This is a genomic window from Stenotrophomonas sp. T8, assembly GCF_051853085.1.
Classification (GTDB): domain Bacteria; phylum Pseudomonadota; class Gammaproteobacteria; order Xanthomonadales; family Xanthomonadaceae; genus Stenotrophomonas; species Stenotrophomonas sepilia.
On the sequence record NZ_CP195329.1, the window covers coordinates 585,482 to 606,854 of the forward strand.

The 21,373-nt window shown below is 64.9% G+C and carries 23 protein-coding genes; 1 reads left to right on the forward strand and 22 read right to left on the reverse strand.

Annotated elements, in window-relative coordinates; translation table 11 throughout:
* Nucleotides 1–21: 21 nt before the first annotated feature.
* The 10 genes from ACSDHM_RS02670 to ACSDHM_RS02715 all read right to left on the reverse strand — a co-directional run bounded on the left by ACSDHM_RS02670 (nt 22) and on the right by ACSDHM_RS02715 (nt 4,518).
* A complete protein-coding gene (locus tag ACSDHM_RS02670; RefSeq protein ID WP_005412378.1) occupies nt 22–396 on the reverse strand; it encodes a hypothetical protein in 375 nt (124 codons plus the stop codon).
* A 739-nt stretch (nt 397–1,135) separates the two neighbouring features.
* Nucleotides 1,136–1,276 (reverse strand): hypothetical protein, encoded by a 141-nt coding sequence (locus ACSDHM_RS02675; RefSeq protein WP_005412379.1) that lies wholly within the window; start codon nt 1,274–1,276, stop codon nt 1,136–1,138.
* Nucleotides 1,277–1,517: 241 nt separating this feature from the next.
* Nucleotides 1,518–2,138, reverse strand: a complete 621-nt coding sequence (locus ACSDHM_RS02680; protein ID WP_197644189.1) for an antirestriction protein ArdA — start codon at nt 2,136–2,138, stop codon at nt 1,518–1,520.
* Nucleotides 2,139–2,201: 63 nt separating this feature from the next.
* Nucleotides 2,202–2,462, reverse strand: a complete 261-nt coding sequence (locus ACSDHM_RS02685) for a hypothetical protein (protein ID WP_111007480.1) — start codon at nt 2,460–2,462, stop codon at nt 2,202–2,204.
* Nucleotides 2,459–2,641, reverse strand: a complete 183-nt coding sequence (locus ACSDHM_RS02690; RefSeq protein ID WP_049397876.1) for a hypothetical protein — start codon at nt 2,639–2,641, stop codon at nt 2,459–2,461. The genes ACSDHM_RS02685 and ACSDHM_RS02690 overlap by 4 nt, the downstream gene beginning before the upstream one ends.
* A complete protein-coding gene (locus ACSDHM_RS02695) occupies nt 2,638–3,078 on the reverse strand; it encodes a hypothetical protein (RefSeq protein ID WP_111007479.1) in 441 nt (146 codons plus the stop codon). The genes ACSDHM_RS02690 and ACSDHM_RS02695 overlap by 4 nt, the downstream gene beginning before the upstream one ends.
* On the reverse strand, nt 3,078–3,401 hold the full coding sequence (locus tag ACSDHM_RS02700) for a hypothetical protein (protein WP_111007478.1): 324 nt from the start codon (nt 3,399–3,401) through the stop codon (nt 3,078–3,080). The genes ACSDHM_RS02695 and ACSDHM_RS02700 overlap by 1 nt, the downstream gene beginning before the upstream one ends.
* A 52-nt stretch (nt 3,402–3,453) precedes the next feature.
* Nucleotides 3,454–4,053 carry a hypothetical protein gene (locus ACSDHM_RS02705; RefSeq protein WP_197644191.1) on the reverse strand — a complete coding sequence of 200 codons (600 nt, stop codon included), beginning with the start codon at nt 4,051–4,053 and terminating at the stop codon, nt 3,454–3,456.
* 64 nt (nt 4,054–4,117) lie between these two features.
* Nucleotides 4,118–4,288 carry a hypothetical protein gene (locus tag ACSDHM_RS02710; protein WP_181503416.1) on the reverse strand — a complete coding sequence of 57 codons (171 nt, stop codon included), beginning with the start codon at nt 4,286–4,288 and terminating at the stop codon, nt 4,118–4,120.
* 68 nt (nt 4,289–4,356) lie between these two features.
* Nucleotides 4,357–4,518, reverse strand: a complete 162-nt coding sequence (locus ACSDHM_RS02715; protein WP_155029018.1) for a hypothetical protein — start codon at nt 4,516–4,518, stop codon at nt 4,357–4,359.
* Between the two features lie 1,516 nt (nt 4,519–6,034).
* Here ACSDHM_RS02715 and ACSDHM_RS02720 point away from each other — a divergent pair.
* Nucleotides 6,035–6,574 carry an OB-fold protein gene (locus ACSDHM_RS02720; protein ID WP_439426620.1) on the forward strand — a complete coding sequence of 180 codons (540 nt, stop codon included), beginning with the start codon at nt 6,035–6,037 and terminating at the stop codon, nt 6,572–6,574.
* 43 nt (nt 6,575–6,617) lie between these two features.
* Here the strand turns inward: ACSDHM_RS02720 and ACSDHM_RS02725 are convergent, their stop codons facing one another.
* Genes ACSDHM_RS02725 through ACSDHM_RS02780 form a run of 12 tightly spaced genes read right to left on the reverse strand, consistent with a single transcriptional unit; the run spans nt 6,618 to nt 21,372 of the window.
* Entirely contained in the window at nt 6,618–7,070 is a 453-nt protein-coding gene (locus ACSDHM_RS02725; RefSeq protein WP_439426621.1) for a hypothetical protein, read from the reverse strand.
* A complete protein-coding gene (locus ACSDHM_RS02730; RefSeq protein ID WP_414498419.1) occupies nt 7,067–7,375 on the reverse strand; it encodes a hypothetical protein in 309 nt (102 codons plus the stop codon). The genes ACSDHM_RS02725 and ACSDHM_RS02730 overlap by 4 nt, the downstream gene beginning before the upstream one ends.
* Entirely contained in the window at nt 7,372–7,818 is a 447-nt protein-coding gene (locus ACSDHM_RS02735) for a lysozyme (protein ID WP_439426622.1), read from the reverse strand. The genes ACSDHM_RS02730 and ACSDHM_RS02735 overlap by 4 nt, the downstream gene beginning before the upstream one ends.
* A complete protein-coding gene (locus ACSDHM_RS02740; protein WP_439426623.1) occupies nt 7,815–8,006 on the reverse strand; it encodes an LPXTG cell wall anchor domain-containing protein in 192 nt (63 codons plus the stop codon). The genes ACSDHM_RS02735 and ACSDHM_RS02740 overlap by 4 nt, the downstream gene beginning before the upstream one ends.
* A gap of 8 nt (nt 8,007–8,014) precedes the next feature.
* Nucleotides 8,015–9,679, reverse strand: coding sequence for a phage terminase large subunit (gene terL / locus ACSDHM_RS02745; protein WP_239515487.1), 1,665 nt, complete (start codon nt 9,677–9,679; stop codon nt 8,015–8,017).
* An 8-nt stretch (nt 9,680–9,687) separates the two neighbouring features.
* Nucleotides 9,688–9,933: a hypothetical protein gene (locus tag ACSDHM_RS02750; RefSeq protein WP_032961803.1), complete on the reverse strand. Its 246-nt coding sequence runs from the start codon at nt 9,931–9,933 to the stop codon at nt 9,688–9,690.
* Nucleotides 9,930–10,199, reverse strand: coding sequence for a hypothetical protein (locus ACSDHM_RS02755; RefSeq protein WP_005412393.1), 270 nt, complete (start codon nt 10,197–10,199; stop codon nt 9,930–9,932). The genes ACSDHM_RS02750 and ACSDHM_RS02755 overlap by 4 nt, the downstream gene beginning before the upstream one ends.
* A gap of 26 nt (nt 10,200–10,225) precedes the next feature.
* The gene (locus ACSDHM_RS02760; protein WP_439426624.1) at nt 10,226–10,708 is read right to left on the reverse strand and encodes a hypothetical protein; all 483 of its coding nucleotides are present in this window, start codon (nt 10,706–10,708) and stop codon (nt 10,226–10,228) included.
* Complete coding sequence (locus ACSDHM_RS02765; protein WP_439426625.1) at nt 10,708–13,515, reverse strand: tail fiber domain-containing protein; 2,808 nt, start codon at nt 13,513–13,515, stop codon at nt 10,708–10,710. Before ACSDHM_RS02765 ends, ACSDHM_RS02760 begins: the two co-directional genes overlap by 1 nt.
* Nucleotides 13,516–13,539: 24 nt before the next feature.
* Complete coding sequence (locus ACSDHM_RS02770) at nt 13,540–15,987, reverse strand: phage tail fiber domain-containing protein (RefSeq protein WP_439426626.1); 2,448 nt, start codon at nt 15,985–15,987, stop codon at nt 13,540–13,542.
* A 39-nt stretch (nt 15,988–16,026) separates the two neighbouring features.
* Entirely contained in the window at nt 16,027–19,191 is a 3,165-nt protein-coding gene (locus ACSDHM_RS02775; protein WP_439426627.1) for a hypothetical protein, read from the reverse strand.
* 6 nt (nt 19,192–19,197) lie between these two features.
* Nucleotides 19,198–21,372: a hypothetical protein gene (locus tag ACSDHM_RS02780; RefSeq protein ID WP_439426628.1), complete on the reverse strand. Its 2,175-nt coding sequence runs from the start codon at nt 21,370–21,372 to the stop codon at nt 19,198–19,200.
* Nucleotide 21,373 lies beyond the last annotated feature (1 nt).

Sequence of the window (21,373 nt, forward strand, 5' to 3'; positions counted from 1 at the left end):
GGCACAGCGGGGTGTTGGGGGTTAGGCGGCTGCGACGCGCGCCGTCACCTTGCGGTTGACACGTTCTGCGAGCGAAGCCAGCCAGTGCAGCGCCTTGGTCGTCGGGAAGATCAGGTTGCGCTTGCGGTAGGCGGGATCAGGGCGCTGCTCCAGGAAGTCAGGCCCCGGCTCGCGGTTACGCTTGATAGACGACAGGTCGAGCACATTGCGGCTCACTGCGGAGGGAGAGAGTCCGCCGAGGACGCGCTCAAGGTCCACCTGCTGAATGCCCGGCTCGTCCACAACGGCGAGTAGGGTGAGGATGCGGGTGGCGGTGATGTCCTCGTCGATCTCTTCCCGGAAGGCTGACAGTGCGGTTGTGAGAATGGCCGTCAGTTCTTTCTGCGAGAGATTCATGGTGCGCTCATTTTCCGTAAGGGGATGGTTCCCCCTTGGGAAACCATCAGGGTCTATCTTGGAGCCGCAATGTAAGGATTACAAGGCCCAAGCCAATGTTGATGGCATTCTTGCCAATTTTGTCCATCCAGAAACCACGCTGCCAAGGCGTGGGGGAGGGGTCGATTCCGATCTCATATCCAAAGGCTTTCACGAACAGGTCCAGCTACTTCTGCCCTGCGAAGGGGCCGTCCTGTCCCCTGCTCACGGCGTTGTAATGCGCCGCCACCCCCGGCTGCGCTCCACAAAAAGGTCTTACGTTTCAGTGTTTTAAGAACGGTAGTGCCAGCATCGCCGCCAGGGTCACAATGGCCCCGACCACGGATGCAAAAAACAGTCCTTGCCCTACGCGGACTACCGCGCTGGCTATTGTCCGTCTCACCGTACTCATAGACTGAGAACGCCCCCCTGGTCGTCTGCGGATGCGCAGCCCGACAGCATGACGCTGCCGTCGGGCAGACTACAGGCCACAATGATGGCGCGTCCGTAGGAATCAAGTACCACGGGAGAGATTGATCCCGACTGGTGCAGTGAAGTCATGGCCGAGGGGTCTCCGTTGGGGCCGCGGGTGGGACCGGATACGACACCCGCCAGCCACAGTCCTCGGGGACGACCGAGAACTGGACGCGCTCGTTGAGTAGGCCGAGCATCGCGCGGAGAGCGCCGCGCTTCTCGTTATGGTCGAAATTGATGGTCCGAATCATTCGGGCACCTCGTAGGTCCGTTCATGCAGGACCAAAACCTCCCGCTCGAATACCAAGAACGGGCCGAACTGGTGGACGCGGAGGGCCACGTTGACGATCACCAGGGTCGAGTTTGCGGTGAAATCTGCGTTACGCATATGTAAGTCTCCTGTTATGCAAGTGCTACAAATGGAACAATGAGTGCCAAATATCGAGATTGGCCTTATGATTAGGGCTGAAGGGCGTGATCGCCACTCCCGACCCCAAGGACCATTCGATGATTGACCCCCGCGTAGAAGTCGCCATTACGGCCCTTCACCTAGTCGTATGGGTGTGGACTAGCTCGGTGCCGGCGCATCGCACATACCTGTATTGGCGCAGGGTCTTGCGGAAGCGGCGTTAGCGGCTCCAGAAGTAGAAGCCGCTCACCTCAAACGCGTCACCGTTGAGCCGAATGTCGCGGCCATAGCTCTCGTAGTCGAAGTAGCGGGAGAGGGCGTCGGGCACGCCGTGAAGAAGCCCCGATTCGTCCACATAGTTCTCGGCAAAGTCGGCCCAGCTATCGAACTGGCCCACGTAGGCTTCGTGGAACTGCTCCACGGTCACATCGTCGAGGCCCTCGTGGTCGCAGAAGGCCGTGTAGGCGGCGCGTTCGGTGTCGTTGTGCAACTCGTCCAGCCGCTCTTGCAATGCGCACAGCTTGTCCAGGTCGGGGTGCTCGCCCCAGGTATCCCCGAACACGTCGTCGTAGTCGTGGACGGCCCACTCCTCGGCGCTGGCGACCTTGCCGCTTCCGCCACACGCCGTGCATTCCGCCCCGCCGAATACTAGGGGGACGTATGTGGTTCCAGTACCGCCGCAATCCGGGCAATCAACGGTCACGTTCGGGTGCGGCGACTCGCGCAGGATGCGGGCAATCTCATCGCGCACGTCGTCGGCGTCGCGTCCCTCCAAGTCGATCCACTCGCCGTGCAGGACGCCAGCGTTATATGAGGCAAGGCAGGCAACGTAGATTTGCATGGTGTGCTCCAGAAATGCGAAGGCCCGCACTAGGCGGGCCTCGGGATCAGCGGTGGTTGTCGGTCAGTGCGCCCAATCGGGCTTGACGTTCAGCAGGTAGGCGGCGGCCACTGCGCGGGCGGTGTCCTCGTCGGCCACGTCGGCAATCCACCACCAGCGGTCCTTACCGGCCCAGCGATAGACGCCCCAAAACTGCGCGGCCATCGGTGCGCAAGGCTCGACGCTTCCATCGAACGCTTGGCGGGGACCGTAGGAGACCGATCGGTCGCCCAGGGTGACCAGCTTGTCACCGGCAGGTACAGCCAGCTCGTTGTCGTTGCTCATTGCGACAGGCCCTTTGCGTGCTCAATGGCACGATCCAGCGCGCCGGGGATGTTGTGAAAAATGCCGTGGCGTGTCGAGTGGGTGAGGCCGATTTTGTAGACCTCAAAATGGTTCGGTCCCTTGCGCAGCACCCACGCCTTTTCGGTCTCGAACATGATGTCCTCCTCGCGGTAGCTCATCGCGCTGCTCCCATGCCCTCGGCGATCCATGCGCGGGCCTGCTGCTCGGCGCGCGCCACACCATCGGCGGTCTCGTGGTCGATGCCGTTCCTCGACAGCCATCCTCCCAGCGGGTCGGCGATGTCGTAGGCCCACACGCCGCTCCACTGCTCGCCGACCTCCTGCCAGAGGCGGTGCAGCATGCGCGCCACCTCGACAAGGAATTGCGAGTCCTCAATGCCCAGCGGCGCAGTGCTGCTCGGCTCGGGCCACGTCCACCCACTCGCCAGCTGCGCGAGGTCGATGGGGTCGAAGTCGGTATCCCTGATTGCGCGGTTGACCACGGTGGCGAACTCCTCGGCTTGCTGCGGCGTCATCGCGGTCGCCGCCAGTTGTTCGTGATAGCGACCCGGCTGTGCCAGGAACACGTTGCGGGTTCCGTAGGTGCGCAGTTCCATCACAGCACCCCCAGCCCGCGCAGCACCGGCATCACCAGCGCGTTGGTCTCGTCGTTGTCGCTCCAGTCGCTCGCGGCGTCGTCCCCGTTCTCCCAAATCAGGAGCACAAACCCCGCCTTTGTCGCGTCCGGGCGGTAGAACCGCAGGTGATCGTGGTCGGTAGAGGCGAGGGCCTCCAACACTTCTTGCCGGTCGCGGCTGTGCCGAACCGTGGTTTCTTCGCCGTCGTAGACGCCGAGCGAGTAACCAGCGGCGAGGGCGGCATCCACCAGCGCCACGGCTATGCGCTTCGCGCTCGCGGGGGCGTAGTTGTCGAGGTTCATGGCTTTCTCCGGGCAACAAAAAAGCCGCCTTGCGGCGGCTGATGGGTTCGGGTTAAGCGCGGAGCGCGTCGCTGCACAGTGCTTCCGGGTAAGCCGAATCGCGCATCGGCATGACGACGAAAGCGGCGCTCCTGATGTAGGCATCGGTGATGCCGCCTACGGCGAACATTGCCGTCACATCGCCGCCAGTCACCGGGATCAGCGAAGTGGCCTTGCCGCCGAACGCCTTGCGGAGCACCCCGGCGGCCTTCACCACGCCTTCGAGGACAGACGGATCAAAGCCAGATGGCTTCAACTCGTTCGGCTTGGATACGACAGCTCGCCAGTCCGGGTAGGTGCCGTCAATGGCGGCAAACTCGATGGCCTGGCCGCCGCGATCCGCCTTGAACCTCTTCGCGTCGCCCACAGCGCTGAAATAGACGTCGCCCTTCATCTTGGCGATCAGCTCGCACGCATCGCGCGGCACGATGATCTTGCCGAGATCCCACGGCAGCCTGGTGCGCACCACCAGCATGCGGTGGCCGTCTGTAGCAACGATGATCGCACCATCGGCGTGCGACTCAATCAGCACGCCATTCAAGTAGAAGCGAACGTCATTCTTGGAGGCCACATGCAGAGAGGCGGCGATCAGGGCGGAAGGAATTTTGTTCATGGCTTTCTCCGGGCAACAAAAAAGCCGCCTTGCGGCGGCTTCGGGTGGATTTGGCGGTGTGCTGTTACAGGAACAGCTTGGTGATCGTGATGATGGCCGTGACTAGCGCCGTAGCGACCGCGAGCGGATACCAGCGGGTCTCCGTCATCAGCTTTTCGCTTTCGCGGTTGATCTTGCGAATCTCGGCGGCGAGCTTGCGCATCTGCAAGTCCTCCATCGGGTTGTTGTCGCTCATGGTAGCTCCAAAAAAGACCCGCCGTCACACGTCGGCGGGGTGTGGAAAACCGAATTGACAAAAGGGGATCAGATGACAACGGGGGATGGACAAGGCGCAACTTGGGTGCGGTTCTTGTTCGCCTGGCGCTCCCGCTCGTTGAGTCGGGCGCGGTGCTCGCGGATGCCGCGGCGGATGCAACCGGCCACGTAGTAGTCGCGGGCGGTCATATCAAACGGGATCATCGTCATGGGTTGCTCTCCAGTGAATCGGACCACCAAAACGCCCCATCACAACGGTAGGGACGCTTTGGCGGTCAGACTCATGCTTGTAAGGCATGGAATCTGACCGTCGCCAGCTTCCGGGAGCGCCTCCAGCTCGCCTAGGAATCCCGTACAGATGGCCCCGCTCTTTCTGGCGTGGCCCGGTGTCCGTGGCGGCCTTCGTCGGCCCTTACACTTCCCGGCGCGGCTAGTGTTACCAGCTCCCCGCGTTCTGCCGTGGGCGGCGATCCTGCCTGCCCCTTTCTACTGTCAGGACCGCACCCTGCGGCCCGCTTTCCGATGGTGGGCATTATGCCCGGTTCCTCCCGGCTTGTCAATCGTTCCCGGTAGCGGGACGGTCGAGGCCGTTGTTACCTGCGGTGCGCTTAGGGGCCTTTGGGGCTAGTCCTGGTGCTGGCGGGATAAGCTCTAGGTGCTGTCGATCCATCGGTCGCACGTCTGTCGCCGCCTTTTCCGCTGCCGCCGTGTTGCTGGCGACGGGTATAGATTAGATCAATCCCCGGATGGCTGTCAATACCCCGATGGCAAGAATTTTCAGAGGGGCGATAGGACGCCTTACGCGCGCGCGTGTGAGCTTCTATGGGCGGGCCGGTAGGGTTGCCCGTGTCGGATGCTGGGCGGGCCGTGGCGGCGCTGCGGCAGGCATTGGCGGGCCTTCGTTCCCCGTGGTGGGACTGAGGCGGGCGGCAGGTGGGCGGGAGCGTGCCGAGGTGGGCGGCGGTGGTGCCGAGGTGGTGCCGAGGTGGGCGCGTGGCGGTCAGGGCAAAAAGACAGATAGGGACAGACAGAGGCGCGAACGTTTGCGGGCCGATGTCCGCAGATTGCCCAGGCATCGCAGGGGATCGCCTAGGTACTGGATACCTAATCCGGTGGTTCACCTTTGGAATCAGCAGGTTAGCCGAGGTGGTGACGCCGCAGGTGACGCGAAGGGGGCGCATCGTGCCTTTGCGCTACAGGGGGGCGACCCCCCTACGGGGGGTGATCGCGCGGTTCCAAGTAGTTGGATACCCCTTCGGAAATTTGCCGCAAACCTTTCGACCCCCTCAGTCGCGCGAGGAGGGAGCCTCAGTCACACCGGAGCGCTTCCGCGTCGCCACGACAGCGAACCAGGCGAGCGACCCAAGTCCCCATAGGACGCACACAGGTACAGCCCAGGTCATCCCTCGGTTGTACGCGAGGATCGCCAGGAGCGGGTTGATGGGCGTGACGCCCGCGATGAGCAGGATCAGGAGAAGTCGGTGCATGGGAGTTCCGCCGCAGTGGCACCCAAGGAGGACAGAGGAACACCCCAGGAGTGCATAGGAGGACTGTAGTTCTACTTGGTGGTGAATACCAATGAATAGAACTCTACAGTCCCACTATAGTAATACTTAGGTCTTACTATGATACCACGCTTGTCAAGTGGGTCTTTGGTCGCCCCCTCTTCCAGTACACTCCGACCCGCTCGGGTTGGTCGGGCATCTAGACAAGGACAGGGGGTTCAATGAAGAAGCTGTTGAAGTGGTTGCTGCTCGCGGTCATTGTTTTCTTCGCCGCGGTGCTGGCCTTGGGCGTGATTATCAACGCAACGATGTCGCCCGAAGAGAAGGCAGCACAGCAAGCTCAGATCGACGCCCGAAAGGCGGAACAGGCAGCTGCCGCCGAGAGCGCACGAGTCGCTGGGGAACAGAAAGCACAAGAGGCTAAGCAGGCTGAAATCGCTGCACTTCCGGTGGTGAGCGCGCGCGATCTGGCGTCCGCCTATGAGCAAAACACGGTTGCCGCCGATCAGATGTACAAGGGCAAGAAGTTCAAGGCAACGGGCGAGATCGCATCCATTTCCACCGACTTCATGGGGCGGCCCTATTTGACGCTTCGTGGCGGGGTCAATGAGTTCATGGAGCCTCAGTTCATTTTCTCCAAGGACGCGCTGGACAGCATCGCCAAGCTGAAGAAGGGTGACGTTATCAGCGCCATCTGCGTGGGCAAGGGCGACGTTGCCAAGACTCCGATGGTCGGTGACTGCGAGTTCTTCACTCAGTAATCAGACCGAAAGCGGGGAGGCTTATGTCTCCCCGCCTCGGAGATCACTTTCGCGGCTTTAGAAAGGCCCGCCTCTTGGTGCCGTAGGTCTGCACCGGAGGACCGCTGTAGAGGTCCGTCGAGCAGGCCATGAGGACTGCTTCGGTCGCGTTGTGGCCTGCCTTCATGGCGGCCAGGGCAATCGCACCACCACTACCGGCGACGAGGAAGTCGCGCCGGAGGTCGAGAGGGAGACCGTCGTGGTAGAAGGCCACCGGGTTGTCCCGCAGGCCGACCACGAGGATCGTGTACTCGCCCTTGGTCAGTTCGTCGAATCCCTCCGACAGCTCGCGCACGGCTCGCTGGATGTGGGAAGTGGTTCCCGCGCCGAACACCACCAGGTCGCGCCCGGTGGTGTCGGTGGTGCGGTAGAACTTCTCCTCCTCGTACCGCAGATCACCAGCGGTGACCTGCGAGTCGATAGCAACGAGCCGGCCGTCAAAGGCCAGCGTGGTCACTGCTTGATGTGCTCCCGCCAGTAGCTCGGGGTGAACGCAGCCCACTCGATGTCGCTCACGTCATCCCACAGGCGCTCCGCGGCATTCCGCAGGTGCTCCCACAGGCCGCCGAGGACGACGTATGGCAGCGCCAGGAACACGGCGACGAACAGCCAGCCGGTGTAGGTGCGACGGGAGGTCTCTCGCAGGCGCTCCAGGAGCCACTGCGAGGCCAGGGCGATGCGCAGCGCTACGTATCCCTTGGCGCGCTCGTAGGCGCGCACCAGGCGCTCGCTGGCGCGGTTGTAGATGGTCTTGATGGTCACTTGGAGTTCCAGAGTTTGACTTCCGCCTCGCGGCGGTCGATGAGGCCGCGCAGGTCCGTCAGCACGCCCTTGACGCGACCTTTGGTCCATCGACGGAGCTGTGCGGGCACCGCCGCGTAGTCGCCCGCGTTGAGCACGCGGAGCAGGGTGGAGCTGGCGAAGTTGCCCTCGCCAAGGTTGAACACGAAGTCGATCAGAGCGGCTTCCTGCGGCGCGCTGAGGGGCACGCGCACGTATCGACGGACGACCGTAGCGGCCTTGGAGAGGTCAGCCTCCAGCAGCTCCACAGCGCGTTCCTCGGTGATGCGGAGGCCGGGCCTCACGTCGCTGCCGGTGTGGCCGTAGCCGATGGTCCACTTGTCTGCGGGGCACAGGTAGGCCACCAGGCGCAGACCCTCCGACTTCATCGTCAGAGGGCGCGCGAGCTGGACAGCCTGGCTCACACCGGGGCGTATGGGTTCGACTGGCCGCCCTGGGTGTGGCAGCAGGGAGCGCGGTTGCAGTCGCACGGCGTTACCGGCGCGGGTGCGCTCGGGCCGTCGTTGTCGTCGTCGTTCTTGCGGCGCAGGAACAGGTACAGCAGGGCAGCGGCGGCGAGCGCCATCAGCCACGCAGCGAGCGTGTTGGACATTGGGTCTCCTACAGGATGTCGAGGTAGTTGTCGGGTGACGGCATGCGGCCGGTCACGGACTGGATGAAGGAGGCGTACTCGCGGTCGAGCAGCTCCTCCAGGTAGCGCTGCTCCTCCTTGGACACGTCTCGGGAGAGTTGGTCGGCCCAATACTTCACGGCCATCGCCAGCGCTTCGAGGCGGTCGTCGTGGCGCAGTGCGCCGCGGTCGCGCGTGATGCGCGTCAGCTGGTAGAACAGCTGGTACTTCTGTTCGGACTTCTGATCGGCGCGGATGATCGAGGCATCGACCACCAGGCGGTGCTGGTTCAGCACCGGCTCCAGCACGTCGATGATTCGGTTCTCCTTCGAGGTGCCGTAGTGCTTCACCTCCTCGATGGAGCACGGGTACACGCGCGCCAGGACGCCGGAGAGCATCTTGGCGAACATGCCGTCACCGAAGTTGGCCTCAATGAGGACTGCGGAGACCTTCTCGGCGCGCGCGATGTGCGCCAGAGTCTCCAGCGTGTCGTCGTCGTAGCCGCCCTTGGTCGCACCAGCACGGCGCGCGTAGAGCATGCCGCGAAGCATGCCGACGACCGCGTAGCCGGTTTCGTCGCCGCCTCGCCCCGAGGGGTCGATGGCGAGCACTTTGCCGGTGAACTCCTCCATTTCCGAGGCGAGGTACATGGGCCGGTACAGGCGGTCGCCAGTGAAGCCCACGGATGGGATGTCGCTGACGATGTACTCCGGGCCGCTGCTGTAGACCACGCGGATCGGAGCGACCTCGCGGTCCACGTCCATCACGATCAGGTCGGACAGCTTGAGCGGGTACTTCTCGGCGTCGGACAGCGACGCATCGAGCATGAACTGGAGCATGAAGCCGGAGCGTCCGTAGGACGCCTCGCGCTCCATCAAGTCCTCATCGGAGAAGCGGACGCTCTCGCAGTTCTTCCAGGCGAGCTTGGGGTTAGCGTCGAACGCATCGGCGATCATCGGCGCGAGGCGGTCGCCGTACACCTGGCGGTGCTTGGTGTCCTTCGGGTAGCGCGCAGGCCAGATGCGGATGACGTAGCCGCGCTCGGGCAGCTTGTTGTAGAGCGACTCCTCGGTCTGCGGGGTGCCGAGGTAAATGATCTCGCCGCCCGGCTTGAGCACCGCGTCGAACTCCTTGACCAGCTCGGCGAGCTTCTCGCGCTGCACGACGGTCATGGAGTTCTTCGGGACTTCGATGTCGTCCGCGATGATGGTGTCGGCGCGAGAGCCGGTGAGCTGGCCGTTGATACCGACCGACTTCACCGAGGGCGACTGATCGGGCTGCGCGGGACCGACATCGAACGCCAGGTTCGAGTTGCGCTGGTCCGGGCGCGGGCGCAGGTGTTGCAGCTCAGGCAGGGTTTCGATCAGGCGCTTGACGAACACCGAGAACGCATCGGCGCGTTCCTTCGATGCCGAGACCACCATGATCTTGTGCTGGGGGTCTTTCCAGAGGAGCCAGCAGACGTAGGCGGCCGTCACCCAGGACTTGCCGACGCCGCGGTACGCCATGATGACGCGACGGCGCGGGCCGGTTTTCAGGAACTCGCAGATGTCGTACTGGATCGGAGTGGGGCTTGGTAGCCCCAGCTCCTTCCAGACGTACCAGGCGAAGTTGCGGAAGTCCTCGAAAGGGTGACGAACGTGGAGGCTCGTCATGCCCTCCATCAGTTCAACCGCCCATCCTCAGCGGGATCGAACGGGAACTCGGACACCTTGTCGGCCAGCTTGCCCAGCGGTGAGCCGGGCGGGGTGGCCGCAACGTCGATGCCGTTGTCCTTGAGAAACTGCCGGGCCACGTTGAGGATCGAGGCCAGGCCCTTCGCGTCCGACTCCATCGAGTCGATGGTGTCGGCGAGCTTGTCCGCGACTGCGGCGTGCAGTCGCTCCAAGGCATCCTTGGGGGCGGTCACTTGTTGACGACGCGGTTCAGTACGGTCTCCAGCGCGGACGTGCCGAGCGACGCCAGGATGCACGCGAGGGCGACCTGGGCGACGAAGGAGACGCCGGGGATGAAAATGACGATGGCACCAGCGGCAAGGCCGGTAGCACCGGAGAGGATTGCGCGGCCGAGCGCCTGCTTCCAGGTGATCGGGTCGTTCGACGTGAGCATCTTTGCGATGCCCACGATGAGGCCGACGCCCGCGAGAGCGCCGACCAGCTTCACTTCATCGTGCATTAGGTCTCTTGTAGGTGGTGAGGGCGTTAGATCGGAACGCCGAAGGTGTAGCTGTAGTTGCCGGTGAGGGTGATGTTGGTCACGCCGTCAGTAACGACGACAGTGAACGTACCGGAGCGCTCCGTGTTACGGCCGGTCGCGCGGACGACGACGTTCAGTCCGCTGCCGGAGATCGTCGCCCCGCCCGTAACGCTGCGCGAGACGATGGAGTAGTTACCGGTTCCGCCAGAGCAGCTGACGGTGGTACTACGTGACACGGTGCCTTGCGTGTTCTGCGCCCACTCACCGGACAGCCAGCTCGCCATGGACGCCTGGAATGGCGTGGCCTTGACGGCGTTGTAGAACTGCGAGGCGTAGATCGGGCCGCTCGTGGGAACGCCGTAGTTGGCTGGAACGTCGGGCACCAATCCAGCGCCCCGATAATACTGGCTCGCATAGATCGGGTAGCCTCCGCCAAACTCGGCGCGGATCATTTCCCAGGAGATCGGGCCGGAACCGGGGAGGGCCATTAGGCACCTCCCCGCAGCTCGGCGACTTCCTTGCGGAGCGCCTGCACCTCGGCGATCAGGAAAGGCACGGCCTTGTCCCACAGGATCGTCTTGATCCCGTTGTGCTCGGACTCGTAGACCATGTACGGCAGAACCTCCTCGACCTCCTGCGCGATTGCGCCGTACTCATGCTTGGCCGAGTAGGTGAAACCGGGGTTCAGCTCGTTGATCCGTTCGTCGTTCCAGTCGAACTCCCGCACGCGGAACTTCGTAAAGAAGTCGTCCACTGCGGCGCGCGCGATGGGTGCGATGTTCTCCTTGAGACGGGCGTCCGATGCGTAAGAAATGCTGTTGCTCTGACACTGCCAGTCGTTGCTGCCGTTGCGGAAGCAGGCCCAGGCGAAGCTATTGCTCGCCAGGAAGCCGAGGTTGTTGTCGTTGCAGTGAATCCAATGGGTCGTGCCCTGGTCGGCGTCGTAGAACGTGATGGTTGGAGAGGTGCCTTCCAGACGCAGGCCAGCGTCAGCTCCGTTCGCCCCATTGATGAGAACGCCCCTGCCGTTATACGAGCGAATCCACGAGTTGTCCTGCATGAACCAGCCGCCGCCGTGCGGCTCGGAGTACCAGCCGGTGCCGGACTGCTGGGAGCGGAACCAGCCACCGTTGAGGTAGAGCTGATCCCCTACCGTCAGACGGCCGGTCGCCGTGATTGCGGTGGCGCTTAGGGAGCTGGCAAAGTTCGCGCTGTTGTCGCCGTTGATGCGGAACAGCCAGGTGTTGTTGGTCGCGTCGTAGAAGCCAGTGTTAGGCGTGGTGTTGGACACGATGCGGATGACGCGGCCGCCGTTCGAGGGGCCAAGGTTGATGTTGGCCTCGTTCGCGGTGTTGATCGTCATGTTGCCGCTGAACGTGTTCGCTCCCAGCCCCGCCTTGGCGTCGAGCGCACCCTGTAGCCCCGTGACGTTTGCGATGGTGTGCGAGTGGTTGGCGTCAGCCTTCGTCGCGGGGTTGAACGTTCCCGAGTGCCAGACAGAGTTGCCGTTGATCTTGATGGCGGCCTTGGCCGGGTCGATCTCGATGACGTTGTTGGTCTGAGCCGCTGCGATCTGGAACCTCTTGGCACCGGTGTTGTCATACAGCTGGAGAACGGTCTCAGCGGCAGTGCCCACTTGCTTAAACGACCACGAGCGTTCGCTGTTGAACGTGAGTAGGTCGTTGCCGTCTCCCGCAGAACCTACGCCGACAGGCCCGGTGAAGTTCGCCCCGGACAGGCTTGCCTTCGCGTCCAGCGCTGCTTGTAGGCCCGTGACGTTGGCGATGGCGTGCGAGTGCGACGCCGCGGCCTTGCCGTCGAGCGCAGCCTGGAGGCCGGTCACGTTGGCGATGGTGTGCGAATGCGACGACGCGGCCTTCCCGTCGAGAGCGGTCTGCGTGGCGGTGCTGATCGGCTTGTCGAGGTCGGCGGTGTTGTCCACCTTGTCGAGGCCAACCTGCGCCTTCGTGTGCGTGTGCGTGCTCGGCGGGTATGTCGTCGGCTTGCCCGTGACGTGGGTGTTGAAGTCCACGTTGTCGCGGATCGCTAGTGCGCCCAAGCCGCCGATGTCGCCAGCCACAAGCGATACATCGCCTTGCTTTCCGGCGACGCTGGTGACCTGATCGGTGTTGTCGATCTTCTCCCAGGCGACGCCGTAGAGCGCCTGATCGCCGACTCGCCAGTGGATGTCCCCCACGGTGCCTTCGCCGACGACCTTGTAGAAGTGACCCTTCACGGGATTTGCTGGGAATGCCCCGGTGCTCGCGTCCCACGACCCCATATAGATCAGGGAGCCGGTAGCCGCAGCCTGAGCCTGGGCGGCCCAATGCTTCGCCGAGAACTCGCCCGGAGAAACCTCGGTGCCCTGCGGAGCGTTCGCGTACAGGTTCGCCTTGTCGCGGGCAGCCTCGGCAGCGGTCTTGGCCGACGATGCGGTCTGCGCCGAGGTGGAGGCGGCCGACGCCGAGCCGGACGCTGCGGATGCATGGCCGGCCGCGGTTACAGCCGAGCCAGCCGCTTCGCTGGCCTTGGTGGTGGCGATGGACGCCTGGGCTTCTGCCCGGTTGGCCTGGGAGGTTGCGCTGGTCACCGAGGCGGCAGCAGCGGTTGCGCTGCCAGCCGCGGCGGTCTTGGAGGCAGCGGCCGACTGAGCGTCAGCCTCCACCAGGTCGGCCAGGTCTGTCATGTCCTCCAGCACCGCCGCCGAAGCGGCACGCGAAGCGTCAGCGGCGTCCGCCGCCGCCCGAGCCTGCGACATCGAGTCACCGGCCAAGGTGGCAGAGGAGGCCGCTGCCTGCGAGGACGCTGCGGCATCGGCGGCCGAAGCGCTGGCCTCGGTGGCCTTGGTCGCCGCCGCAGACGCCGATGCGCTTGCCTCGCCAGCCTTGGCGACAGCGGTAGCCGCCGCTTCGGCGGTAGCGATAACGTCTGCCTCGATACTCGCTGCGGAAGCCTCGGCGCGGTCGGCGGACGCCGAGGCCGCGTCAGCAAAGCCAGAGGCGTTGTCGGCATATTCGGCTGCGGCGTTCGCCATGCCGGTTGCCACGGACACCAGGTCGCGCACCTGCACGACCGAGCCGGTCAGCTCGTCGGTCATGCCCGTCACATCCTTCTGGAGCTGCGGGAACGACGGGAGCGTGTAGTTGACGCCGAGGCCGTCCGTCACAACGACGGTGCCTTCCTCCTGCGTCAGCAGCGCGATCATCTGATTCTCGCGCCGGTTCCAGCGGTCCACCAGCGTCGAGAGGCGGGATGCCAGCTCGGAGTTGGAGACGTAGCCGGGATTGTTGCTCATGCGTTTGAGGATTCTCTATGTTGGTTAGCGAATGCCAAATACGTAGCCGCGAACCGAGCGGACGATTCCGTTCTTACGCAGGCTGTCGAGGTCTTGAACAATCAGAAGGCGAAACTCGGACTCGGAGCCGGTCTGATAACCGGCGCCGCTGATCTGCCCGTAGCGGCCCATAGGGATCGCGGTCGATCCGAACGCGTAGATGCCGTCCATGCCCGCGCGGGTAACGTCTAGCCAGACGGAGCCGACACGCTGCTGTAGTACGTACACAGGGCAGTAGGCTTGGTCGTGGACGATACTGAGGTTGATTGCCGGGATGTGCTGCTCCCCGGCAAGCAGCGGCGCAGGAAGCCAGAAGCGCATCACCTCGACTTCCTCGCGCGGGCCACCAAGGTTGACTGCACCAGACCAAGTGATTGCTGCGGCGGCCTGGAACTGGCCCACGATGTTCGGGGCGTTGACCCTGCCCGCGAACTTGGCACCACCGGAGCGGTCCACGTAGAAGACGGCGTTGTTGCCGTTCTTGCCGCCCGACCCCACCCACAGGGGGAAGTCGCCGACGTTGGACATTTCCGCGCGGAACTCGTTGGCGTTGACCACGTTGCCGTTGCCATCGAGCGTGTGCGTCTTGAAGGTGCCGCCATTGATCGTGCCTGCATTGGCCGTGAGGGCCGACAGGTCGTTCACCTTGATCTTGTTCGCGGTGATCGTCCCGTCCACCACCAGCGCGCCCTGGATGCCCACGGTGGACACCCCGCCCACGCTGCCAATCACGAACGGGTACTTCACGCTCGCCAGGTTGCCGCCTTGGGTGTACTGCGGGTGGACGAAGGCGAACCGGTCGGCGGACACGATGAAGTCGCTGCCCGTCTGCGGGTTGGCCGACAGGGCGATACCGGCGACCACGGGGACGCCGTTGATGGTGCCCGCGTTGATCTTGACCGAGTAGTTGGCCTGCCACTGACCGTACATGCCGGAGTGCTGCCCGGCGACCACGTTGAACTCCTGCCGGATGGTGGCGAAGTCGCCGTCCTTGAACGCCTGGACCTGCGTGGCCGCGATGGCCTGTGCCTGCTCGGCGGTGATCTTGGTGGTGTTGAGCTGCTGCACCAGCGCGCCGGTCGGAGAGGTGACATCCAGGTCGGCCTTGCGCCAGCCGGTGCCATCCCAAATCTGCGTGAGGTACGCCCCGGTCTGCCCGGTCTTGACCCAAAAGGTCGGAACCTTGAAGCCGCCAGCGGGCGGGGAGGGCTGCGTGTCCGAGAAGATCGTCGGCGCGGTGCTGGTCTCCAGCGTGGATACCTGCGACGCCAGGGCTTCGCGTGCGGACGCTTCGGTGTCGATGCGCTGCTCGAAGGCAGCCGAGACCGCCGACACCTGGCCGTCGATCTCATTGGCGATCCCCTGCGGCACGTTCGCGCCGTAGCTCGCCGCCATCTGCTGCCGGAATGCCGTGTTGGCACCCTCGGCGTCCGTCAGGGCTTCGGTGGTCTCGGCCAAGCCAGCAATGTTCTCGCCGTGGCGGACCACTGCCGTCTCAACGTCGGACACGCGGGCCTTGGTTGCGTCAACCTCGGCCATGACTGCCGTGCGGACCTGCGCCGCGCTGTCCTCGATCTCCGCGCCGAGGCGCTGCTCGGTCGCCGCGCGCGCCGCTTCGGTGGTGCTCTCCACCTCGTCGATGCGCTGGTTGAGCGCAGCGGAGATCGTCTTGCCGTTCTCGACCACCTGGCCTTGCAGCTCGGTGATCGCCTCGACGCGCGCAGAGTGCTCGTCGGCGATAGCGCGGTTGACCTCCAGGAAGCGCGCTTGGTTGCTTTGCTCCCCGCGATCCACCCGCGCGAACAGGTCGATGATCTGCTGCGCGATGACCTTGTTGCCTTCGGTCAGCAGTCCGATCTCGTGGGTGGCCGTGCTGATCTTGTCGCCGTAGTCGCGCTGCACGTCGAAGAACTCGTGTGAGCGCATGATCTCCTCCAGGATCGCCTCGGCGTTCACGTCGATGAGGTCGATGCGGGTCAGCAGCTCTTGCAGTGCTGGCGAGCGGAGGAGCTGCTCGATGATTGCGTTGAGGTCCGGGTTGCCACCGGGGTTGCCGGGGCCGCCACCGGGGAGGCCGCTGCCGCTACCGAACTCGGCGAGTTCCTGGTGTGCGTACAGCAGTTGGCGGAACGACTTGGACAAGTCGCGCGCCGGGAGGTTTGCGCCTTCCTTGTAGTTGACCAGGAGGGCGTCAATCGGCGTGAATCGCCGGATGGTCACAGTGTAGGGTGCGTCGAGCACGCCATCCTGCGACGGAATCTCGATGGTGCTGGCGTCCACCCACGACACGGAGACAGCGCGGGCCGCGTCCGGTTCACCGACGAACGCCCGGATGTGCTCGCGGGCGATGTACGGGAACGGCACGGTGAACCGCGTAGGGCCTCCCTCGTAGGTGTAGAGCACGAAGGAAAGGCCGCGCGATAGTTCGATCATGAGTCCTCAAAAACGTGGAGGCCCCGAAGGGCCTCCTGGTTACGGTCGATCAGTCCCGTCCTTGCGGTCGGGGAACTGCTGTAGGGCTTGATCCGCGATGTTGCGGACGCCCGTCATGTTGTTGAACCACCAAATCTTCCAGAAGTCGCGCATCTGCTTCTCGGTGATCTCCTCGTCGTCCTTGAGGGCCGAGCCGATCATTCGGGAGCTGCCGTAGACCTTGTTGAACAGGTCGATGGACGGGATGCCCATGACGCCGTTCTCCAGGCCGGTCGAGCGGTTGTTGGCGAATACCGGGTCGTTGCCCAGCGTGTCCGCCCACACCATATCGGTGATCGCAGGGATCACGTTTGACCAGCTCGATTGCGCGACGGCGTTCTTGTAGAAGTTCGCCTGGGTGAGCTGCTTCTTGCGCTGCTCCGGGTTGCCAGCGGTGTTGATGTACGTGCGCGCCGCCCAGCCCATCCCGGCTGCCGACGTGGACAGCACGACCATCATGTAGGTCCGCCAGTCGTCGTAGTGGTGGATGGAGTTCAGGAAGTGGCGCGAGTAGCTGTTGACCATGAAGCTGCGGAACTGCGTCACGAGGCGGCCGGTGGTGCTGTGCATCAGCTCGATGCTGTCCGAGGCGTCGCCTTCGAGAACCTGGTGCCGCGTCACGCGGAACAGGAACGCCGCCATGCGCTCGCGCGTCTGGAACGGCAGCTTGTCGGGGTCGATCTGCTCGATCTGCCGCTTGCCTTTCAGGTAGCCGAACACGTCGGCCTGGGCCTTCTCGTCGAGGCCCCAGGTGCGCAGGCGGGCCACTTCGGCGTCCGACAGCTTCTTGGCGTTCGCCATGTCCAGCAGACGCAGCAGCGTGGCGCGACCGGCGATGCGTTGGAGCATCGTGTTGATCGGGGCCATGCCGGATGCGACCGAGGTGACGTGCGTCGCCATGTTCATCGCGTTGTCGATCTTCTCGCCGTGCTTGACGTTGAACGTCTGCGGCACGAGCGCGTCCTCGTCCAGGCGCAGGAACGGTGGGTTGCGCAGCCAGTCGGTGCCGGGTGCGAACAGCCGCTCCATCACGCGCGCCTCCTGCGAGGACAGCTTGCCGTCAGCGCCGCGCACCAGGAAGTCGCGGGCGGCACCCACGGAGTTCCAGAAGTTGCGGAGACCGGCATGCGCGATGGTCGGGCCAAGCTCGGCGAACAGCGAGAAGCCGACCTGGTTCATCACGCGGGCGAAGTTCCAGTTGCGCAGGAACCGCGCGTAGCGTGCGCCACGGCTTGCGGGATCGAGTTCGGTGCTGCGGCCGAAGGTGGACTTGAGGCCGATGTCGATCAGGCGCTCGATGTCCTTCACGTCGTCGCCGGACTTGCGAGCGTCGCTCTTGAGCTTCGACACGAAGCGGTCGAGCTGCGCGCGGTTCTTGATGCCAGCCTTCGACGACAGCGCCGACCAGCCGGTGATCTCGCGCATGTAGCGGGTCATCACCGAGTCCACATCGTTGTCGAACAGGTCGGCCATCGAGACCTGAACGTCCTCGCCAGCCTCGTTGCGGATGGTGGTGGAGTAGGTCTCGTCGAGGTCGATGCGCTTCTTCGCGCGGTCGAGCTTGCCCGACTCGTAGGTCTTGCGCTCCAGCTTGGACAGCAGCTCTTGCGACCGCACGGGCGAGACGCCCGCCTCGGTCAGCATGTTGCCGATCTCCTCGACCGAATCACTGTCCAGCGGACGGACCAGCAGGTCCATCCCGTCGCCCTCGAAGTTCGCCTGAGCGCGCTTGAGGTAGGAGCGTGCAACCGCACCGAGCAGCTCGTCGTCGATCTCGTCGCCTTCGTCGGCGGCGGCCTCCCATGCGCGGCGCATGGCGGGCTTGATGAGCTGGTCGATCACGTCGTCCTGGTGGAGCTGCATTTCGCCGAACAGGCGCTTGAAGCCCTTGCCGCTCCAGTAGCGCGGCAGGTAGTTGCCGTTCTGCGCCACGTTGGCGAAGCCGTCGAGGTTGCTGTCCTGCGCGAGCTTGAGCGCATCCCGCATCGCCTTGGCGACGCTTCCGGCAGCCTTGGCGGCTTCCGGTGACACGTCAGGCGCACCGCGCACGGCGCGACCGACCTCCTCGTTGAACTTGGCGCGCTCGGAGAAGTTCCACCAGTGCGTGCCCGTCCGCTGCTTGTAGGCGTCCCACGCGGCGTTCACTCCGCTCCGCCATTCCGTCTCCATGACGGCCAGGTGGCGCTTGGCGAACTCGCTGGTGGACTCCTGGACCGCGACGGAGCGATCGGTGTAGCCGACGCCATCGCGGAACAGCAGACGGCCCGCCTCGCGCACCAGCGGCGACTTGGCGCTACCCATGCGGGCAGCAAGGTCGCGGCGGACGGTGGCGAAGTGGGGCGTGATGTGCGCGTTGACCAGCGCCTTGTCGGTGAACTCCTGCTCGAATGCGCTCTCGTTGCGCAGCGGGAGGACGCCTGGCGTGGGGTCGTTGGCGGCGGTGCCTGCCACGCGGGCGGCGGACAGCGAGTCGTCACCGGCCAGCCGCTTCACCACGTCAGGCTTCACCTCGCCATCGAACAGGGCACCCCGGCGAGCGCCGAGGGCACCACCGAACGCGAACGACAGGGCGGCGCTCTGCACGCCATCCGCGAGCGTCTGCTCGGGGTCGTAGGTGGAGGTTGCGGCCGACATCAGCGCGGAGGTGCCCGCAGCCTGTAGACCGGAACGCACCGCGTTGGCGAGGCGTCCGGCCTTGGCTGCGTACCCCAGGCCGCCCGTGGCGAGATCGAGGCCGGTTGCCACCGGGTCGGTGAAGCCGAGGGCGATCTGTCCGCCCAGGCCAAACTGCGCCAGGTCGTCGTCCGCCATCTGATTCATGAAGGCCACGGATTCCAGATAGGAGAGGTGCTCGTCGGACGTGGCCCGGCCGAACAGTTCCCACTGCTCCGGGCGCAGGCCCATCGACTCCCAGCGCTTGCGCGCGTCTGCGGGAATGCGATAGCCCTGCTGCGGCTCGTAGCCCAGCTCGGTGATGAAGCGGTCGATGAAGCCGATGCCGCCCTTTGCCTGGGCAGCGCCCCATCCGTCCCATACGGTCGTCTGATCCTTCCGGCGCTGCGCGGCCTCTCGCTGCTCCTTGCGCTCGCGCACGGCTTGCACGATGGGCTGCTGGGTTGCCGGCTTGACGACGTTCTCGTCTGCGCCGGGTAGGGATTCAAACATGCGGTCTTACTTCCTCGTCAGGTACTCCAGGAAGTCCTCGGGGACTGCCGGGGTGGTGGTGGTTTGCTTGGTGCCCGCGTTGGGGACCAGCGGCTTGGTGAGGTCGAACTTGGGCAGCTCGAAGGCGGGGGCCTCAGCGGCGCTTGCGTCGCGCTTGGCGATGGCCGCGGGGACTTCCGTGGTCGCCGACTGCGAGCGCAGGTCGCGGATATTCCGGGACTGGTCCGCCCAGGTGGTGCGCTGCTCGACCCGACGACGCGCCTGGGATTCCGCAAGGTCTCCCTTCCAGCGCTGGTGCTGTGCCGCGATGGCACGCGGGTCGAAACCGATGGCGCGGCCGGTGTCCGGGTCAGGGATCAGCCAGTTGTCGGGGCCGACGATCTGCCACTGCCCCGGATTGCGGGGATTCGGCAGGGCCGACAGCTCATCCGGGTCGCGGCCGAGCTTGCGCGCGACCGTCTGGATCAGCTCGTCTACCGCTGGCTCGGCACCCTGCGGCATGCCGATGTTCGGCACGCGGCGGCCGTTGACGGTCGTGCGCTGGGCGTCGATCTGACCGACCGCCGCACGGATGGCGGCTTCGCCGGACACGCCGCCACGAGAGGCGATGCGCTCGGCTTCCTGGCGGATGCGGTGCAGCTCACGCGGGTCGCGCGGCTTGCCGTCGATCTCCAGGTAGTCTTTGATGCCGGACTTCCAGGTGTCGTTGATGACCGAGCGGGCCTCCTCGACTTCGCGCTTCGGTTGCGTCAGGACGCGAGCGGCCTCCTGGTGCGACTGACCGCTGCGCCGGGTGTCGTAGAGATACTGGTCCAGCATTGCGGCAGCCTCGCCGCCAGCGACCGTATCGGCGTACTTGGGCGAGACCTTGCGGAGCTGTTCGTACAGCGTCGCGGCGTTCTGGAAGTTCTCCTGGAACGCCGGGTCAGCGCGCTTGAGGATGCGTTCGAGCTGGGGGATGACGATGCCCTGCCGTGCCCACTTCTGGAGCACCTGGCCGCGTGCGGCCTGCGGGGTTTCCTCCCACTCCTTACCGGCCTGCTTCTTGAGGTCGGCGTCGCTGATCTCGTAGGGGTTGCCCCCGGCTACCAGCTTGCGGATGCGCTCCTCTCGGGCGCGCTCCTTCGCTTCCTGCTCCCAGCGGCGAAGCGTCTGCTCCTGCTGGTTGTTCCAGTAGCGCTTGAAGGACTGGAGGTCGCCGCCGCTCAGGCCGAACTTGCTGGCCCAGGTGTCGATGGTCTTGTGGGTGAGTTGGCCGCGATCCGCGAGGCCCTGGAGCGTCCACTCGGCCTCGGCCATCGCCTGCTTGCGTGCCTCGTCCTCGCGGTGTGCGATTACGCGGGCACCAGCGGCAGCCGCCGCGCGCAGCTCGTCGCCGTGCTCGATGTTCATCAAGCCGGGCTGGCCGTCGCCGCGGTCCTTCTCCAGGAACGCCAGGATCGACTGAGGATCGCGGTTGCCCGCAGCCAGCTCCTCCTTGGCGGCCTCGACGTAGAGTTCGTCCACGTCGCGCTTGTTGAGGTAGGCGTACTCCTCCTGGTCCAGCATCGCGTACAGGCCGTTCATGCCCTCGGAGGTGAGGAACGTGCCACCCTTGATGCCGTCGCGGATGATCGCGGTCAGCGACTCCTTCTGCCGGACCAGCATTTCCCGCATCGAGTCGGCCTGCCACTGCTGGCGGACCTGCTGCGCGGCGCGCATGGCGACCGGCATCAGGGCCTTGCGGACCTGCGGGTCTTGGAACTCGGGGTTCTGCGTCAGCGCCGCCATGCGCTCCTTGAGGAGCGGCTCGATGTCGGTGCCGGGTTCGGCCTTGGCGATCTCCTTGGCCGCTTCGATCTGCCAGTCGCGGACGCGGATGATGCCGTCAGCCTTGAGGTAGCCGCGACGCCATGACTCCGACTGCTGGGCAACGAAGTCCTCGGCCTGCCGGGGTGTACCCTCGGCGTCCTCCTGCATACGTTGGGTCGCCGCGGCGCTGTACTGCTCGCGGCTGTTGGAGATCATCTGCGAGTTGACGGAATCCGAGACGCGCGTCAGCACCGCAGCGGCGGTGCGAGAGAGGGCACCGGCACCAGCGGAGGACGCCTGGTCAGCCTGCACCGCCAGGACGGGGCGCTCGGCGAGACGCTGCGGCACCTGCGCGCGGCGGATGATCTCTTGGGGTTTCGTGCGAGCCACG

What these genes read in the sequence shown, in the direction of transcription:
- ACSDHM_RS02670 (WP_005412378.1), bottom strand. Translation starts at nt 396, where the DNA reads ATGAATCTCTCGCAGAAAGAACTGACGGCCATTCTCACAACCGCACTG.
- ACSDHM_RS02675 (WP_005412379.1), bottom strand. Translation starts at nt 1,276, where the DNA reads ATGCGTAACGCAGATTTCACCGCAAACTCGACCCTGGTGATCGTCAAC.
- ACSDHM_RS02680 (WP_197644189.1), bottom strand. Translation starts at nt 2,138, where the DNA reads ATGCAAATCTACGTTGCCTGCCTTGCCTCATATAACGCTGGCGTCCTG.
- ACSDHM_RS02685 (WP_111007480.1), bottom strand. Translation starts at nt 2,462, where the DNA reads ATGAGCAACGACAACGAGCTGGCTGTACCTGCCGGTGACAAGCTGGTC.
- ACSDHM_RS02690 (WP_049397876.1), bottom strand. Translation starts at nt 2,641, where the DNA reads ATGAGCTACCGCGAGGAGGACATCATGTTCGAGACCGAAAAGGCGTGG.
- ACSDHM_RS02695 (WP_111007479.1), bottom strand. Translation starts at nt 3,078, where the DNA reads ATGGAACTGCGCACCTACGGAACCCGCAACGTGTTCCTGGCACAGCCG.
- ACSDHM_RS02700 (WP_111007478.1), bottom strand. Translation starts at nt 3,401, where the DNA reads ATGAACCTCGACAACTACGCCCCCGCGAGCGCGAAGCGCATAGCCGTG.
- ACSDHM_RS02705 (WP_197644191.1), bottom strand. Translation starts at nt 4,053, where the DNA reads ATGAACAAAATTCCTTCCGCCCTGATCGCCGCCTCTCTGCATGTGGCC.
- ACSDHM_RS02710 (WP_181503416.1), bottom strand. Translation starts at nt 4,288, where the DNA reads ATGAGCGACAACAACCCGATGGAGGACTTGCAGATGCGCAAGCTCGCC.
- ACSDHM_RS02715 (WP_155029018.1), bottom strand. Translation starts at nt 4,518, where the DNA reads ATGACGATGATCCCGTTTGATATGACCGCCCGCGACTACTACGTGGCC.
- ACSDHM_RS02720 (WP_439426620.1), top strand. Translation starts at nt 6,035, where the DNA reads ATGAAGAAGCTGTTGAAGTGGTTGCTGCTCGCGGTCATTGTTTTCTTC.
- ACSDHM_RS02740 (WP_439426623.1), bottom strand. Translation starts at nt 8,006, where the DNA reads ATGTCCAACACGCTCGCTGCGTGGCTGATGGCGCTCGCCGCCGCTGCC.
- terL (WP_239515487.1), bottom strand. Translation starts at nt 9,679, where the DNA reads ATGACGAGCCTCCACGTTCGTCACCCTTTCGAGGACTTCCGCAACTTC.
- ACSDHM_RS02755 (WP_005412393.1), bottom strand. Translation starts at nt 10,199, where the DNA reads ATGCACGATGAAGTGAAGCTGGTCGGCGCTCTCGCGGGCGTCGGCCTC.
- ACSDHM_RS02760 (WP_439426624.1), bottom strand. Translation starts at nt 10,708, where the DNA reads ATGGCCCTCCCCGGTTCCGGCCCGATCTCCTGGGAAATGATCCGCGCC.
- ACSDHM_RS02765 (WP_439426625.1), bottom strand. Translation starts at nt 13,515, where the DNA reads ATGAGCAACAATCCCGGCTACGTCTCCAACTCCGAGCTGGCATCCCGC.
- ACSDHM_RS02770 (WP_439426626.1), bottom strand. Translation starts at nt 15,987, where the DNA reads ATGATCGAACTATCGCGCGGCCTTTCCTTCGTGCTCTACACCTACGAG.
- ACSDHM_RS02775 (WP_439426627.1), bottom strand. Translation starts at nt 19,191, where the DNA reads ATGTTTGAATCCCTACCCGGCGCAGACGAGAACGTCGTCAAGCCGGCA.